This window comes from Thioalkalivibrio sp. ALE10 (assembly GCF_000381385.1).
GTDB lineage: Bacteria > Pseudomonadota > Gammaproteobacteria > Ectothiorhodospirales > Ectothiorhodospiraceae > Thioalkalivibrio.
On sequence record NZ_KB906451.1, the window covers coordinates 211,417 to 228,224 of the forward strand.

The 16,808-nt window shown below is 67.7% G+C and carries 14 protein-coding genes; 13 read left to right on the forward strand and 1 reads right to left on the reverse strand.

Annotation, left to right across the window (positions count from 1 at the left end):
• Positions 1–238: 238 nt before the first annotated feature.
• The 13 genes from F788_RS13620 (at position 239) to F788_RS0105470 (ending at position 15,866) form a co-directional block, all read left to right on the forward strand.
• A complete protein-coding gene (locus F788_RS13620; protein ID WP_196800560.1) occupies positions 239–4,225 on the forward strand; it encodes an autotransporter domain-containing protein in 3,987 nt (1,328 codons plus the stop codon).
• 158 nt (positions 4,226–4,383) lie between these two features.
• Positions 4,384–4,953, forward strand: a complete 570-nt coding sequence (locus F788_RS0105415; protein ID WP_026332715.1) for a molybdopterin-dependent oxidoreductase — start codon at positions 4,384–4,386, stop codon at positions 4,951–4,953.
• Complete coding sequence (locus tag F788_RS0105420; protein ID WP_019589513.1) at positions 4,950–6,791, forward strand: PAS domain-containing sensor histidine kinase; 1,842 nt, start codon at positions 4,950–4,952, stop codon at positions 6,789–6,791. The genes F788_RS0105415 and F788_RS0105420 overlap by 4 nt, the downstream gene beginning before the upstream one ends.
• A complete protein-coding gene (locus tag F788_RS0105425; protein WP_019589514.1) occupies positions 6,769–7,878 on the forward strand; it encodes a response regulator in 1,110 nt (369 codons plus the stop codon). Before F788_RS0105420 ends, F788_RS0105425 begins: the two co-directional genes overlap by 23 nt.
• A 59-nt stretch (positions 7,879–7,937) precedes the next feature.
• Positions 7,938–8,513 (forward strand): invasion associated locus B family protein, encoded by a 576-nt coding sequence (locus F788_RS0105430; protein ID WP_231364971.1) that lies wholly within the window; start codon positions 7,938–7,940, stop codon positions 8,511–8,513.
• Positions 8,514–8,557: 44 nt separating this feature from the next.
• Positions 8,558–9,106 (forward strand): Na+/H+ antiporter subunit E, encoded by a 549-nt coding sequence (locus tag F788_RS0105435; RefSeq protein WP_019589515.1) that lies wholly within the window; start codon positions 8,558–8,560, stop codon positions 9,104–9,106.
• Complete coding sequence (locus F788_RS0105440; RefSeq protein ID WP_019589516.1) at positions 9,103–9,459, forward strand: monovalent cation/H+ antiporter complex subunit F; 357 nt, start codon at positions 9,103–9,105, stop codon at positions 9,457–9,459. Before F788_RS0105435 ends, F788_RS0105440 begins: the two co-directional genes overlap by 4 nt.
• A complete protein-coding gene (locus F788_RS0105445) occupies positions 9,449–9,745 on the forward strand; it encodes a monovalent cation/H(+) antiporter subunit G (RefSeq protein WP_019589517.1) in 297 nt (98 codons plus the stop codon). Before F788_RS0105440 ends, F788_RS0105445 begins: the two co-directional genes overlap by 11 nt.
• On the forward strand, positions 9,742–10,782 hold the full coding sequence (locus tag F788_RS0105450; protein WP_019589518.1) for a hydrogenase subunit MbhD domain-containing protein: 1,041 nt from the start codon (positions 9,742–9,744) through the stop codon (positions 10,780–10,782). The genes F788_RS0105445 and F788_RS0105450 overlap by 4 nt, the downstream gene beginning before the upstream one ends.
• A complete protein-coding gene (locus tag F788_RS0105455; RefSeq protein ID WP_019589519.1) occupies positions 10,779–11,126 on the forward strand; it encodes an NADH-quinone oxidoreductase subunit K in 348 nt (115 codons plus the stop codon). Before F788_RS0105450 ends, F788_RS0105455 begins: the two co-directional genes overlap by 4 nt.
• A complete protein-coding gene (locus tag F788_RS0105460; RefSeq protein ID WP_019589520.1) occupies positions 11,123–12,619 on the forward strand; it encodes a complex I subunit 5 family protein in 1,497 nt (498 codons plus the stop codon). The genes F788_RS0105455 and F788_RS0105460 overlap by 4 nt, the downstream gene beginning before the upstream one ends.
• The gene (locus tag F788_RS0105465) at positions 12,616–14,154 is read left to right on the forward strand and encodes a complex I subunit 5 family protein (protein WP_019589521.1); all 1,539 of its coding nucleotides are present in this window, start codon (positions 12,616–12,618) and stop codon (positions 14,152–14,154) included. The genes F788_RS0105460 and F788_RS0105465 overlap by 4 nt, the downstream gene beginning before the upstream one ends.
• Positions 14,151–15,866, forward strand: coding sequence for a complex I subunit 5 family protein (locus F788_RS0105470; protein ID WP_019589522.1), 1,716 nt, complete (start codon positions 14,151–14,153; stop codon positions 15,864–15,866). Before F788_RS0105465 ends, F788_RS0105470 begins: the two co-directional genes overlap by 4 nt.
• Before the next feature lie 27 nt (positions 15,867–15,893).
• On the opposite strand, the gene F788_RS0105475 is transcribed toward F788_RS0105470, so the two are convergent.
• Complete coding sequence (locus tag F788_RS0105475; RefSeq protein WP_019589523.1) at positions 15,894–16,796, reverse strand: alpha/beta hydrolase; 903 nt, start codon at positions 16,794–16,796, stop codon at positions 15,894–15,896.
• Positions 16,797–16,808: the final 12 nt, after the last annotated feature.

A 16,808-nucleotide genomic window follows, 5' to 3' on the forward strand; every position in this document is an offset into this window, starting at 1 on the left:
CCCCACCCGGCCATCCTTTTTTGGCTTCCCCGTCTATTTGGAGGGGGCATCCTGCGATTGCCAATGGCATCTTCAAGCCCGGCATCCCCTCCAGGGGGTCACTGGAACCATTACCCAAGCCCTGGCTTTCTCGAGGAGTAACCGTATGACCGCCTTTCGCCGTAACCCCATTTACCTGGCCCTTCGTCACGTTCGACGCAATGCGGGACCGCTATCACGACGGTGGCTAGCAGGCGGCATGCTCGCACCAGCCATCCTGCTGGTCGGCGCACATGGTGTTGGTGCCAATGACTCGACTACCTGGACGGGTTTTCCAAACAGTGACTGGTTTGACGCAGACAACTGGGACGAAGGCCTTCCAGAAGCCAATACGGAAGTGGTCATTCGCCGTCAGAATTCTGGAGCTGCAAACGCCGTTGTAGACGAGGGATCAGCTGTAACCGGCAATCTGACGATTAACGACTCCAACAGCTTCTTCAGCGAATTATTGGTTGAAGGGGATGGGAGCCTCACCTCCAACGGCCGAGTGCGAATCGCCGACGGCACCAACGGAGGGCGCCTCCAGGTTTCTGGCGGGAATGCAAGCTGGAACCATACCGGTGCTCTCGGAGTGACTGTCGGGACCTTCAATGCCGGCGAACTCATCATTGAGGATGGAGGCACAGCAGAGATCGGTGGATCTACCGGATTGCGTGTTGCAGGTGTTGCAACGGAATCTGGGGAAGGAACGGTAAATGTGACCGGTGAGGACAGCAGCCTGAATGTGACCTCCGGCGACGCGGTCATCGGTCAACAAAGTGAGGGAACTCTGACGGTCAGTGACGGCGGAACCTTTGTGACAAATAACCTGCTCGTTGGTGGCAATGACGGATTTCTGACAGGACGCGCAGATGGTTTTGTTGAAGTCTCAGGATCAGACTCTGAGATCGATGTTGACGGAGATATGACCGTTGGTGGCGACAATGGCGATGGCCTCATGCAGATCGAAGACGGCGCCTCGGTCATGGTCGGCGGGGACGGAGTAATCGGCGAGCTGGGTGAATCAGGGGGAGAGCCAGCATCGGATGGCGAAGTCACGGTGGCGGGGTCCGACTCAACTCTGGACATTGAGGGCGAACTCGAGGTTGGGGGAGAAGGCTCCGGTGAACTGACTATTCAAGATGGAGGACTCGCGACCAGTGGCGACTCCTACCTCGGTCGTGAACAGTTCGGTGCCGGAATCGTCACGGTCACCGGCGACGAGTCCTCCTGGGAGTCCGAGACCTTGCGCATTGGCAACCGGGGGGACGCGGAACTCAACATTCTGGAAGGCGCCCGGGTAGAGAGTGACGGACTTGCATTCGCCGCCGTGCAAGAGGGCTCCAAAGTCTCGATCACCGTTGACGGCAATGACTCCCGCCTGATCAGCGGCAGCCTGCGTATCGGCAACTCCGGGGAGGCCGACCTGGAGATCACGGACGGCGGATCGGTCAGCAGTACCGATGGCTGGATCGGTTTCAACGACCTTGGAGACGGCGCCGTACGCGTTTCGGGCCCAGAGAGTCGTTGGGACTCTAACAACCTCACGGTGGGCTGGAACGGCGATGGTGACCTCATCGTGGATTCCGGCGGCGAGGCTTCGATGGATAACGACCTGGAGGTTGCCGGTAACCCAGGCGCATCGGGTGTGATTCGCATCGAGGGTGAGGATTCCGAAGTCGACGTTGGCGGCAGCGCCGAAATTGGTGTGGCCGGTGATGGCGAGCTTCACGTCCTTGACGGTGCCACAATGAACATCGAATCGGTACTCGGCCTCACGGACCTGGAAGAGGAAGGATCCTCAGCCAGGGTCGTAGTCTCCGGTGAAGATTCCCGGTTGGAAACATCCTTCGGCGCGAACCTGCGCGGTCGAGCCGACCTGGAGATACTCGATGGCGGGGAAGTCCGCAGTGGCGTCACCACCATCAGCAACCGACTGGACACCCCGGACAAGGAAGCGGCCAGGATTCTAGTAGAAGGGAACGACTCCGAGCTCCAAAATTCGCTGGGAATTACTATTGGACTTAATGAGGAAGGCATTGGGAAGCTCGAGATCCGGGATGGCGGATTCGTCAATAGCACAACATCAGCAGAAACTGGCGCTCGTATCGGCGCAGGGGATTCAAGCTCCCAAGGCACTGTTATAGTGACCGGTGACAACAGCCGCTGGAGGATTGTTAGAGACGCGGTCGTGGGGGAAGAGGGACAAGCCACGCTCAGGATCGAAGACGGCGGGCGCGTTTTTGACGGCAGCATAAACGGCAACCGAACACTTACCATAGCTGAAGAACACTCCTCATCGGCCTCCGTGGTCTTGGAAGGCAACGAGTCCAGTCTGGATAGCTTTGGTGGTATTACGGTCGGCAAACGCGGCACTGGCGAGTTGCTCATCGGTGACGGTGCAACCGTCGACGACGTCGGACGCTTGAACGTAGGCGGGGGACGGTCGAGCGCAATTGGAGGCGGGCAAGGCTCTGGCCTGCTGCATATTGACAAAGGCGGCAAAGTCGATGTGAGTGGAACCACCTCCATCGCGGAAAATGATGGTTCGTCAGGCACCGTGGTGGTCAATGGTGAGTTGCGCAGCGGTGGTGGCGTCGAAGTGGGTTCGGGAGGCGTTCTTGCCGGTGATGGCGTGGTACGAGGGGACGTTTCCGTGCAGGGAACACTCGCCCCGGGGAACTCGATCGGCAGCCTTGCGATAGAAGATGACGGCGATCTCAGCGATCTCACTCTGGAAGATGGCTCTATCTACCGCGTCGAGGTTAATGACGGTGGCGACGAGGCCGGGGTAAATAACGATCACGTCTCGGTTGGGGGCAACATCGACATTGAGGAGCAAGCCTCCCTCCACGTAACCTCGGAACACGACACCGATGACGGGTCAACCTTTGCGCCAGAAACCACTTACACCATCCTCAGCGCAGAAAACGGTGGGGTGGAAGGCGAGTTCGGCGAAGTGACCGACGATTTCGCCTTCCTGTCCACCTCCCTGGATTACGGCGAGGACGCTGTATTCCTGACCCTCACACAGGTCGCCGACCTTGCCAATGTCGCCCAAACCTCCAACCAGCGGGCGGTGGCCAGCACGCTGGACGAGCAGGTGGACGGTGAGGCCCTGAGTGATATCACCGGCGCGGTCGTGATGATGGACGAGGACAACGCCCGGGCAGCGCTGGACGATCTTTCGGGTGTGGACCATACCCATACCCAGCAGATCGGGCTGCGCGGCGCCCAGCGTTTCCGCGCCGGCCTCACCGGCCGGATGCCCGGGCCCGGGGGCGCACAGGCGCCGCGCGAAACCGCCAGCCTGGAACAGCTCGCCGGTCTCCAGCTCGCCTCCGCCGGGCAACCTCGCGGACTGCTCGACGAGGCCGCGGACGCCTCCCGCGGTTGGTGGGTCAACGCCGAGGGCGGTCGTGGTGACATCGACGACACCACCAACGCCACCGGCGCCGACTATCGCTTCACCGGGCTGACGATCGGCTTTGATGCCCCGGTTTCGAACGAGTTCCATCTCGGCGCGGCCGTGGGTTACACCCGCAACCGCGGCGACTCCGCCAGCGGAGACATCGACGTAGATTCCTACCATCTGGCTGCTTACGGCGGTTGGCAGCGCGATGCACTCTACGCCCGCGGCAGCGTCGGCTTGGCCTATCACAGCATCGATACCGAACGCTTCGTCGACACGGTCGAGCGCAATGCCGAGGCCGATTACTCCGCACGCGGCGTGGGCATGCGGGCCGAGGGTGGGTACGCCTTCGAGGTCGGGGACACGGCACGACTGACCCCGTTCGGCGGGCTGGACTACGAACACCTGCGCCGCAGCGGGTTCTCGGAATCCGGAGCCGGGGCCGCCAACCTGGATGTGAACCGCGAAAGCGAGTACTCGCTGCGAAGCCAGGCCGGCGTGCGCTTCGATCAGGCGTTCGAGACCACCGGCGGCTGGGTCGCCCCCTACGCCGAAGCCGCCTGGGTGCACGAGCACGGCGACCGCTCCAGCCGCATGGACACCGCCTTCGCGGCCGATACGTCCACGCGCTTCACCATCGAGGGCCCGCGCCTCAGCCGGGATCGCGTGCGGGTCGCCGCCGGTCTGGACGCCCGCCTCAACGAGGATTCCTTCCTCAACGTCGGCTACCAGGGCGAAATCGCCTCGTCCGACGACCTCCACGCCATCGGCCTGACCTTCCGGCGCAACTGGTAAGGTCCCCGCAGGCCGCACCCCCTCCATCCGGAGGGGGTGTCCCGGGCCACGTTCCGGCACACTGTTTCCAGCGCGCGATTTCCCCCTTCTTCCATGGGGCAGGATTTCGCGCGACACTGCCTTCGAACTGGTGGTTACCATCCGTCCGGAGGTTTGTCATGTCCGTCGTCCGAATTCATCCGCCCGGCGCGCATGCGCCCGGCCTTCTTGCCGCCCTAGTGGCCATGCTGATGACCCTGCCCTTCAGTGCGACTGCTGCGGATCGCGGGGACTCCGCTCCGGGGTTCGATCCGGGAGCCGAACCCGAGGGTGAGGTGATTCTGCGGGTCGAGGGGGCCATCGAGCATGCGAACGACGGAGACCGGGCCCTGCTGGACCGGGCAATGCTGGACCGCCTCCCGGAGCGTGAACTGGAGACCTCCACGGTGGTCACCGACGGGGTCAACCACTTCGAGGGCTTTTTGATGCGCGACCTGCTGGAGGCTCTCGGTGCGGAGGGTGACGAGGTGGTGGCCACGGCCCTGAACGACTACATCGTCGACATCCCCATGGAAGACTTCCACGATTATGACGTGATCGTCGCCCATACCCGGGACGGCGAGGCCCTGACCCCGCGCGACAAGGGTCCGCTGTGGATCGTCTACCCGCGGGACGATCACGCGGAGCTGGACGACATCCGCTACGACTACCGCTGGGTCTGGCAGCTGGAGCACCTGGAGGTGCGATGATCGCGCGCCCGACCCGCGAGTCCGCACCCGAGCGTGGCCATGCCCCGGATCCCTCGGCCGTCCCCAGCCTGCGCCGTGTCTCGACGTATGTGCTGCCGGTGCTCGCGGTCCTTACCTTCGCGATCTTCCTGACGGTGTCGCTGATGCGCCTGCACGACGTGGAGCAGGACATGCGCAGCAATGTGGACGAGAACATGCTGTGGGTCACCGCCCAGGCGCAGGTCGCCAGTCACCGTCTGGACGAGGAAGTCCACCGACGGACCCTGGGGGACGCGGATGCCCGACCCGGCCTGCGTTACGACGTCCTAACCAGCCGCCTGGTCCTGCTGGATGCCGGGCCACAGCGGCGCTACGTCAAGGACATCGGGCTGGAAGAGACACTGGACGGTACCTTCGAGCGGCTGGAGCGCATCGAGCCGATGATCGACGACGTCGCCCCCGACAACGTCGAGGCGGCCCACGCGATCCATGCCGAACTCAAGCCCCTGATGTCGGCACTCAACCGCATCGCCAACGCGGTGATGATCGAGGAATGGGAGAGCACGGGGGAACGCCTGGATCAACACCGCGCCAGCCTGATCCAGGCGATCGTGATGATGATCGGCATCCTGGTCACCGGGATCCTGCTGACCGCCCTCCTGATGAATGCCCTGCGGCAGCGGCGCCATGCACAGGAGGCACTGGCCGCACACCGTGACCGGCTGGAGATCGAGGTCCGCAACCGCACCCGCGACCTGGAAGCCGAACGCCGGCGCGTGGTGGACGCCATCGACACCGCACCCGACGGCTTTGCCGCGTTCGATTCCGATGACCGCCTGATCCTGGTCAACCCGCAGTTCGCCGGCCTGCTGCCGCTGCCGGACGGGGCCCTGGACGAGGGGCAGACGCTGGACACCCTGCTCGAGAGCATCCGCGCCGTCACCCGGCCGGACACCGAACACGGCGACCCGGAGGAGATCACCGCGGACGACGGTGCGCAGTACGACCTGGAAGTCCCCGGTCGCGGCTGGGTCCAGATGACCCTGCGCCGCACCGATGACGGTGGCCAGGTGCTGCGTCTGGCCGACATCACCAGCTACAAGGACGCCGCGCGCAGTCTCGAGCATTCGCTGGAGCGCGAACGCGGCGTCAGCGAGTTCTACCGCAGCTTTGCGGCGATGGCCTCGCACCAGTTCCGCACCCCGCTGGCGATCATCGACTCGGGGCTGCAGCGCCTGCTGCGGCGCGGTGAGTCCATGGACCGCGAAACCCGCGAGGGGCGCTACCGTCAGCTGCGCGACACCGTCGCCCACATGACCCGGCTGATCGAGAACGCGCTGACCTCGGCACGCCTGGAGGGCGGCCACGTATCGGCATCCACCCGCCCCTGCGACCTGCGCCCGCTGGTGGAACAGGCGATCGAAACCCAGCGGCAGATCACCCCGGACAATCCGGTACATCTGAGCGTTACCCCGGATGGACCGGTCATGGCGCGCTGCGACCGCGCGCTGGTCGAGCAGATCCTCGCCAACCTGCTGTCGAATGCGGGAAAATACTCGCCCGAGACCGCGTCCATCGAGGTTGAGCTGCGCGCCGAACCGGAGAAGATCACCTGCCACGTCACGGACCACGGGATCGGCATCCCCGAGGAAGACCAGGCGCGGCTGTTCGACCGCTTCTTCCGTGCCCGCAATGCCGCCCGCCATACCGGCATCGGTCTGGGCCTGGGCATCGCCCGCCAGCTCGCGCGCACCCAGGGCGGCGACCTGACCGTCCGTTCCCGCGAAGGGGAAGGGTCTACATTCACGCTGGAACTCCCGCGAGGACAGGATCCGGATGAACCACAGTACACCGAATGATGCCGCCGTCCCGGCCGCACGCATCCTCTGCGCCGAGGATGAAGCCCTGCTGCGCCGGGACATCTGCGAGGAACTGAGCGAGGCGGGTCATGTCGCCATCGAGGCGGCGCACGGCGACGAGGCCCTGGATCAGATCGACGCCGTACACCCCGATCTGATCCTGTGCGACATCAACATGCCGGGCATGAACGGCTACGAACTGCTGGCCGCGGTGCGCGAACGCGGCCCGGAACTGGCGGACACCCCGTTCGTGTTCCTCACCGCGCTGTCCGACCCGCGCGAGGTGGTCGATGGCAAGCGCGCGGGCGCCGACGACTATCTGGTCAAGCCGGTGGACTTCGACCTGCTGCTGGCGACCGTGGAGGCCCGCCTGCGCCAGGTGCGGCGCATGCGCCAGAAGAAAGAGGACGAGTTCGCCGAACTGCGCCGTACCCTCGGTGGACTCGGCCAGAGCCGGGATCAGGGACGCCGCAGCCTGGAGTTCGCGGCGCGCGCCCTGGATCCGGTCGCTCCCGGGGTCGTCCTGCTCGACCACGGCAACCGCGTGCTGCTGGCCAACCGCGCGGCGCGGCGCATGGCCGGCGACGCACTGACCTTGCAGGAAGGACGCCCGCCGGAGCCGGTACACACCGAGGATGACCGGCGCCTGCGCGAGGCCCTGCGCCGGGTCCTTGCCGAGGAACCGGCCGCCGATGACGCCATTGAATGCATGCGCCTGCCGCGCGATGGCCACCGGCGCGAACTCCTGGCGATGATCTATCCCCTGCCCGGGGGCAGCGATCCGGCCGGGCGGGAGGCCGGGGAGGAGGAACCCGCGGCCGTAATCCTCCTGTCCGACCCCGAGCGGCGCGCCCGCCTGCCGGAAGACGTCCTGGCCCGCCTGTTCGACCTGACCCCCACCGAGGCCCGTATCGCCCTGGCCCTGGCGGACGGCTGGCGCACCGCCGACATCGCCCGGCGCATGGACGTGTCGAATACCACCGTCACCTTCCACCTGCGCAACCTGTTCCAGAAGACCGACACCCACCGCCAGGCGGAACTGGTCGCCCTGGTGCTGGCCGGCTCCATGACCCTCGCCGTGGAATGAGCCCGGGCCGCCCCTTACTGGATGACGTAAAATCCTCTTAATCAATCAGGAGCCGTTGCATGTTATCGACCTCGCATCCTTCGTTGTTCTTTTCCTTTGTTCGCCCCGCGGTGCTGCTGTGCGCCCTTGCGCTGGCGCCGGCGATGGCCACGGGGCAGCAGGCCCAGCAGCCGGCCCCGGCGCAGGGCCAGGCGCCGCAGCCGGTACAGCAGGAACCGGAGGTGACCACCCACCAGGACTGGGAAAGCCTTTGCTGGGAACTGGATGACGGCGGCGAGTTCTGCCAGATGCAGCAGACCCTGCAGGTGGAGGACCAGGGCCAGCAGGGGCCGTATCTGCAGACCACGGTGCGGCGCGAGGGCGACCGACACGTGATGGAACTGCTGCTGCCGCTGGGCGTGGATCTGCGTCCGGGCATCGTCATGCAGGTCGACGAGGGCGAAGAACGCAATGCCGGCTTCGTGACCTGCATCCAGCAGGGCTGCGTCGCGGCCACCGAGCTGACCGACGAGATGCTGGCCGAACTGCGCGGGGGCCGCGAGCTCAACGTGGGCTTCCGTCCGCTGCAGTCGGAACAGGTACTGGTCTTTGACGTCTCCCTGATGGGCTTCACTGCGGCCAGTAATCGGCTCTGAGACGACCTTCTGGCGGTGCCGCCCTGCGCCGTTACAATGACGGCGTGAACGACACGCGCCAGTCCAGTTCGAACCCGCCCGTACGGCGCGCCCGCCGGCCCGGGTGGCTGCGTGCGCTGCTGGCGATGCTTGCCGCGGCCGCGCTGTGGGCGGTGCTGGCCGGGGGCGCAGCGCTGGCGCACCCGTTCGCCTGGCTCGCCATCGCGCTGACCGGGGGGGCCGTGCTCGCGCTGCCCGCGGGGCGCGCCCTGCGCCTGAACCCGACCGCCCTGCCCGGCCTGCTCGGGTTCTTCCTGCGCACTTCCGTGCTCGGCGGGATCGATGTGGCCTGGCGGGCCGTGCATCCGCGCCTGCCGCTGGCCCCCGCGTTCGAGCCATATTATGTGCGCCTGCCGCACGGACCGCCGCTGACCCTGTTCATGTCCATGCTCAGCCTGCTGCCGGGCACCCTGGCGGTCCGCCTGGAGGGCCGCCGCATGACCCTGCACGTGCTGGACGGCCGCAGCGACAATGCAGCCACGCTGATGGAACTCGAGCGGCGCATCGCACGGCTCTACGGGCTCGACCCTGACCCTCCGGGGAGCGCCCGATGAACCTGCTGCTGGTCACCGCCGCCGGGTTCCTGCTGCTGACCATCCTGTTCGGGCTGATCCGCGTGCTGCGTGGCCCGGGCTCAGGTGATCGGATGCTCACTGCCCAGCTGTTCGGCACCTCGGGGGTCGGCATCCTGCTACTGCTCGGCTTTGCCCTGGACCAGCCGGCGCTGGTGGACGTGGCGCTGGTGTTCGCCCTGCTGGCGGTGGTGGCGGCCGTCGCGTTCGTGCGCCAGCACGGGCTGCCGGAGCCGGCGGGCACGCCGATGCACGAAAACCCGGTAGAAGAAGACCCGCACGACCCGGGGCATAACCCGGGGTATAACCCGACGGAGAAGACGCATGATCGCTGATCTGCTGACCGCCGGGCTGGTGCTCGCGGGGCTGGTGTTCTTCGGCGCCGGCACCCTGGGGCTGCTGCGATTTCCCGATGTCTATACCCGCCTGCATGCGCTGACCAAGGCCGACAACCTCGGCCTGGGCCTGGTGGTGCTGGGGCTGATGCTGCAGGCCGACGGGCCGGCAATGATCCTCAAGCTGGCGCTGATCTGGGTGCTGGTGCTCGCAGCCGGGGCCACGGCCGCGCACATGGTCGCCCAGCGGACCTGGACCCACGGCGAGTTCGAGCGGCGCGAATGAACGCAGCGCTGCTGGCCTTCGACGTCGTCCTGCTGGCCGGACTGCTGGGGGTGGCCTGGCGCTGTCTGGCCAGCACCGATCTGTTCCGCGCGGTGGTTCTGTTCATCACCTTCGGCCTGCTGCTGGCCATCGCCTGGGTCCGGCTCGAGGCCCCGGACATCGCGCTGGCCGAAGCGGCCATCGGGGCCGGCATCACCGGGGCGCTGCTGCTGGTCACGCTGGAACGCCTGAAGCACATCATGAACCCGCACCGCGGGGACGCGGGCCCGAGCCCGCCCCCGGATCCGGTGGCATCCGACACGGACAACGCGGATGCGGAGACCCCCGACGCCCGCGACCCGGGTGCCGGCAGTGTGGCGCTGAGCTGTGCCCCGACCCCGGCGCGCGGGCGCTGGAGCGCGGTCGCGGTGAGTGGCGGACTAGCCCTGCTGCTGATGGCAACGCTGGCCACGCAGGAACACGGCCCGGGCCTGCAACCCACGGTGGCCGATCGCATGGAGGTCTCCGGGGTGGACCACGGCATCACTGCGGTGCTGCTGAATTTCCGCGCCTGGGACACCCTGCTGGAACTGGCCATGGTCCTGCTGGCCGGGCTGGGGGCCTGGTCGCTGGGGCGCCATGACGCGCTGCCCGCCCGCCCGGCGCCGGGCCCGGTCCTGCCGGGGGCGGTACGCCTGCTGCTGCCGGTGGCCATCGTCACGGGGGTATATCTGCTGTGGGCCGGGAGCCATGCCCCGGGCGGCGCCTTTCAGGCCGGCGCAGTGCTGGGCGCGGCGGGGATACTGATGAGCCTCGCGCGTCCGCACTCGCTGCCCGACCCGGACCCACGGCTGCTGCGTATCGGCGTGACGGCCGGGGCGCTGCTGTTCCTCGCCATCGGGCTTTGGGGGCTGTTCGCCGGCCCTGCGCTGCTGAGCTGGCCGCGCGAACTGGCCTATCCCCTGATCCTGATCATCGAGACCGGCGCGACCCTGTCCATCGCGCTGACCCTGGTCGCCCTGTTCATCGGCGGACGCTCCCCGCGGGAGGATGCATGATCGAATCCCTGGATCCCGGAACCCTGTATCCCTTCGGCGGCGCCGCGCTGTTCGCGCTGGGCCTGCACGGACTGATCCGCCGGCGTCACCTGATCCTGCGCATCCTGGCAGTGAACATAATGGGCTCCGGGGTGTTCATGGTGTTCCTGGGCATCGCCGCGCGTAGCGATGCCCCGCCGGATCCGGTGGCCCAGGCGCTGACGCTCACCGGGATCGTGGTGGCGGTGAGCGCGACCGCGTTCGCCCTCGCGCTGACGGTGCATCTGGCACGCCTGACCGGCCATGCAGTGCTGCTGCCCGGGCCGCTGAGAACCCACCGCGGCGACCGCCCCGAAGACCCGTGAGCGCCACCATCCCCGAGTCCCTGGTGTTCGCGACCGGGGCCCTGGCCGCGGTGTCCCTGGGGCTGCCGCTGCTGGCTTCCGCCTGGCCGTGGCAGGCCCGGCGCATCGGCCTGCTGGGCCTGTCGCTGTCGATCCTCGGGCTGCTGGCGACCATCGGGCTGTTCCTCGATGCCGCACCGGGGATGGACGCACCCGCGGTGCGGGTGGGGCTGGGTGGCTGGGAGGCACCGCTGGGAGTCACCCTGCATCTCGACGGCCTGACACTGGCGATGCTGCTGCTCAATGCGCTGGTGGCGCTGGCGGGCAGCCTGTACGCCCGCGGCTATATCCGCGGGAGCGCCGAACAGCGACAGTTCTGGCCGCTGTGGCTGTGGCTGTGGGGCGGGCTCAACCTGCTGGTGCTATCGGGCGATGCCTTCAACCTGTACATCACCCTGGAGATCGCCAGCCTGTCCGCGGTGGCGCTGGTGGCCTTTACCGGCGATACCGACGCGGTGACCGGGGCGATGCGCTACCTGCTGATCAACCTGCTCGGCTCGCTGTCGTTCCTGCTGGGGGCCGCGCTGCTGTACGGGGAGTTCGGCGTGCTGGACCTGACCCTGCTGGGCGCGCTGGCCGGAGACGGCCCCACCGAACGCATGGCCGCCGCGCTGATGCTGGGCGGGCTGCTGATGAAGGCCGCGGTTTTCCCGCTGCACGTGTGGCTGGCCACCGCGCATGCCAGCGCGCCGGCGCCGGTCAGCGGCATGCTCTCGGGCATGGTGGTGGCCGCGATGTTCTACCTGATCCTGCGCCTGTGGCTGCTGATCTTCGCGCCGCTGGGCACCCCGGCGCTGGCCGTGCTGCTGGGACTGCTGGGCAGCGCGGCCCTCCTCTGGGGCTCGCTGCAGGCACTGCGCGCGCCCCGACTCAAGATCGTGGCGGCCTACTCCACGGTGGCGCAAATGGGCTACATCGCGCTGGCCTTCCCCATCCTGATCCTGCAGCCAGCGGCGTGGCCCGTGGTGGTGTTCTTCGCCTTCGCCCATGGTCTGGCCAAGGCCGCGGTGCTGATGGGCGCCGGAACGCTCCAGAAGGCTGCAGGACACGACCGGATGAATGCCCTGGGACCGGTTCTGCGGGCGCGCGGACGCACGGTCTTCGCCCTGGGCCTGGGCGGCATCTCGCTGATGGGGCTGCCGCTGACCGGCGGCTTCCTGGCCAAGTATCTGCTGCTGGAAGCAGGGCTGCACGGCGCGGCGGAGACCACCGCCATCATGCAGATGTGGACCGCGCTGTGGGTGGTGATGGTCGCGCTGGGGTCCCTGCTGGCCACTGCGTACATACTGCGCATGGTGGCACCGGCTTTCGCCCGCGGTGAGCGTGATCCGGGCGTCCCGGTCTCCGCCGGCATGGAATGGATGCCGCTGGCACTGGCCGTGGGCGCGGCGGCCATGGGCCTGGCCGGGGCACCGCTGTTGCATCTGCTCGGCCACACGGCGGGGGTGTCATGAACGCCGACGGCGGCCTGCTCCTGCTCGCGATCCTTGCCAGCTCGCTGGTACCGGGACTGGTGATCTTCTTCCTGCCGGAAGAGCGCCACGGGCTGCGTACGCTGCTGAACCTGAGCGCGGCCGGGATCAAGCTCGTGCTGGTTGGGGTGCTGCTCCTCGGGGTGCAGCAGGGCGAGACCTTCGAGTTCGGGCTGACATTGCTGCCGGGCGTGGATTTCGTACTCGCGGCCGACGCCCTGTCACTGCTGTTCGCGACCCTGTCCTCGATCCTGTGGTTCGTGACCACCCTGTATGCGATCGGCTATCTGGAGGGGTCGCCGCGGCGCAGCCGCTTCTTCGGCTTCTTCTCGCTGTGCGTGAGCGCGACGGTCGGCATCGCTCTGTCGGGCAACCTGATCACCTTCGTGATCTTCTACGAAATCCTGACCCTGGCCACCTGGCCGCTGGTGGTCCACCGCGGAACCCCGGAGGCGCTGCGCGCGGGACGGCTGTATCTCGCCTACACCGTCACCAGCGGGCTGGTGCTGCTGGTCGCGGTGATCGCGCTGGGGCTGCTGGCCGGTTCACAGCCGTTCGCGGCCGGGGGCTACCTCCGGCATCTGTCGCCGGACACGCATGGCCTCCTGCAGATCATCGGACTGGCGCTGATCGCCGGCTTCGCGGTGAAGGCGGCGCTGATCCCGCTGCATTCCTGGCTGCCGCGGGCGATGGTGGCGCCGGCCCCGGTCAGCGCGCTGCTGCACGCGGTGGCGGTGGTCAAGGCGGGGGCGTTCGGCATCGTGCGCACCCTGAACGACGTGTTCGGCCTGGAACTGGCCGCAACCCTGCACCTGACCGACGTGCTGCTGGTGCTGGCCGCGCTGACCATCCTCTACGGTTCCATCCAGGCCCTGCGCGCCCACGACATCAAGCAGCGGCTGGCGTTCTCCACGGTCAGCCAGGTGTCCTACATCGCCCTGGGCGTGGCGCTCGCCGGGCCGCTGGGCGTGATCGGCGGACTGGTGCATCTGGTGCATCAGGGCCTGACCAAGATCACGCTGTTCTTCTGTGCCGGCAACTTCGCCGAGACCCTGGGCATCCACGAGATCCGCGAGATGCGCGGGGTCGGCCGGCGCATGCCGCTGACCATGGTCGCGTTTACGGTCGGCGGACTGGGCATGATCGGGCTGCCGCCGCTGGCCGGGTTTATCTCCAAGTGGTATCTGGGGCTGGGCGCGCTGGAGGGCGATGCGGCGTGGATCCTGGGCGTGCTGGCGCTGAGCAGCCTGCTCAACGCGGCCTACTTCCTGCCGCCCATCATCGCCGGCTGGATGGCCGAGCCGGAGGTGACCCGACCGCCGGCGCACAAGACCCGCTTCGAGGCCCACTGGATGCTGCTGTTCCCGACCCTGTTCGTGGCGGTGCTGGCGCTGCTGCCGGGGCTGCTGGCCGGGCTGGAACTGAGCCCGCTGGGCTGGGTGGAGCTGATCGTGGAACGCGGCTACGTGCTGGTGCCAGCCGGTGACATGGACAACGGCACGGGGGTGACGCCATGAACGCGTTCATTCTGCTCGGGGTGCCGCTGCTTCCGCTGCTGCTGGCCGCGGCGCTGTCGCTGCGGCCGGGCCGCGCGCCACTGCGTCTGGTGCCCTGGGCCGCGCTGCCCGCCCTGCTGCTGGCCGCGCTGGGCCCGGAGGGCAAGCAGGCCTCGCTACCGTGGCTGCTGACCGGGGTGGAGCTCGGGCTGGACCCGATCGGCCGGGTTTTCCTCGCGCTGACTGCCGGGCTGTGGCTGGCGGCCGGACTGCACGCGCTGCACGAACGCGGCGAGGATCCCGCGCGGCAGCGCATCTTCGTGTTCTTCCTGCTGTCGATGGCGGGCAACCTGGGCCTGATCCTCGCGCAGGACGCCGCGTCGTTCTACCTGTTCTTCTCGCTGATGAGCCTGTCGGCCTGGGGTCTGGTGGTGCACAAGCGCAGCACCGAGGCGTGGATGGCCGCACGGCTGTATCTGGTGCTGTCGGTGTTCGGCGAGGTCGCACTGTTCGCTGGTCTTATGCTCGCCATCCACCAGGCGGGCGGCGAGACCGCACTGGCGGCCATCGCCGCGGCACGGCCCGAGGGCGCGGCGATGGTGCTGCTGGTGCTGGGACTGGGCATCAAGGCCGGCATGCTCGGGGTGCACTTCTGGCTGCCACTGGCCCATCCGGCCGCACCGATACCCGCCAGCGCGGTGCTTTCAGGAGCCATGATCAAGGCCGGGCTGCTGGGCTGGATGCGCCTGCTGCCGCTGGATGCCACGGGCCACGCCGTGCTCGGCGAGGTGCTGGTCGCCCTGGGGCTGGCGGCGGCGTTCCTGGGCGCACTGGCGGGGCTCTTCCAGGCGCGGCCCAAGACCATCCTGGCCTACTCCTCCATCAGCCAGATGGGCCTGATGACCACCGGGGTCGGCCTCGCGCTGCTACTTCCGGCGATGCGCGAACCGCTGCTGTTCGCGGTGGCGATGTACGCCCTGCACCACGGCCTGGCCAAGGGTTCGCTGTTCCTCGCGGTGGATGTCGCCGGACAGCTCCCCCGCTCGAGGCGGTACCGCTACGCGGTGCTCGGCCTGATCGCCCTGCCGGGCTTCTCCCTGGCCGGGCTGCCGTTCACCAGCGGGGCACTGGCCAAGGACCTGCTGAAAGCGCCGCTGGCCGCAAACGGCACGGGGCTGGTCTACACCCTGCTGACCCTGGCGGCCATCGGGACTACCCTGCTGGTGCTGCGTTTCCTGTGGCGCCTGCGCCAGGATCTGGCGCTGACGACACGCCCGCTGCCAACGGGGCGCTGGCTGCCCTGGGCGCTGCTTGCGGCAATGTCCCTGATCCTGCCCGCAGTGGCCGCATTGACGGCCCTGGCCTCGCCCGAGGTACCGCTCCCCGAGCTCGCGACTGTTTCCCTGCTCTGGCCCGTCCTGGCCGGGCTGGCCCTGGGCGCACTGGGGGGCATGGTTCTGCGCGAATGGATGGCCCGTCACGTCCCGGAAGGGGACGTGGCGATCCTGGCGAATGTGCTGATCCATGCAGCGCAGGGCCTGCATGCCCGGGTCAGTCCGCTGCGCGAGATTCGCCTGCACCCGCGCCTGCGGGCCCGGTTGCGCCGGGCGCAAAGGATCGCCCGGCATGAGCTGGAATGGGCCGAACGACGCATGACCCGCTGGGGACGTCTGGCGTTTCTGTTCGCTCTGTCGTTACTCGGGCTGTACACGGCCATGGCGTTCCCGCCCTGACCGGTGCCGCACGGGGCTGCGCCCCGGTCAGCGGCGCACGAACTCCGCGATCAGGTCGGCGGCATCGTCGGCGAAGAAATCGCGGAAGAAGTGCCCGGCACCGGGCACCGTATCCACGCGGATTTGACCATCATCCTCCAGCGCCGCCATGCGTTCGGGCAGATCCGGCACCACGTCGTCTTCCTCGCCGATGATCACCTGGGTCTCGGTCGCGATGCCGTCGATCACGCTCGGCGTGTCGTGCTGCGGGCCGGGCTCGTAGTAGCCGATGAATGCCCGCGGTGCGACCTCCAGCGCCTCGCACTGCAGGAAGCGGTGATCCTCCAGCATGCCCCCGTTCGCTCCGGCCTTCTCGCGCGCGGCGTTCAGGGCCTCGTCCAGCGAGGTGCCGGTCTGCTCGAGGAACTGTTCGGCGTTTTCATCGGCGTCGAAGGTGGCCGGCGCCAGCAGGGTCAGCCCGGCGATGTTTTCCGGTTCACGCTCGGTTAGATAACGCGCGATCTGATTGCCGCCGCGGGAGTGCCCCATCAGGGTGACCGGTCCGTAGCCCTGGCCGGCCAGCCAGTCCTGCCACGCCCCCAGTTCGTCCATGTGTTCCTCGGGACCATGGGTCACCGGGGCGTCGCACCCGAACATCCCCTCGCGCTCGTCGATGCCGAAGCTGAGATTGATCGACAGGGTGTTGAGTCCGTGCTGCTCGGCCAGCAGGTCCTGCACCGCGGTCATCACCTCCATGCGCCCGTGGGCCAGGGTGCCGTGCAGCATCAGCACCACGCCGTCCTCCGGCGCGGCGCCGCTGCCCTCGGCGAGATGCCCCACCAGGTTCAGGCCGTCGTGTTCCAGGGTCACGCGTTCGGCGGCGGCAGCCGGGAGGGAAAGACCGATGGCAACGGCCAGTGCGGTCAGGGTCGAAGGTACATTCTTGCGCATGCGTACGGCCTC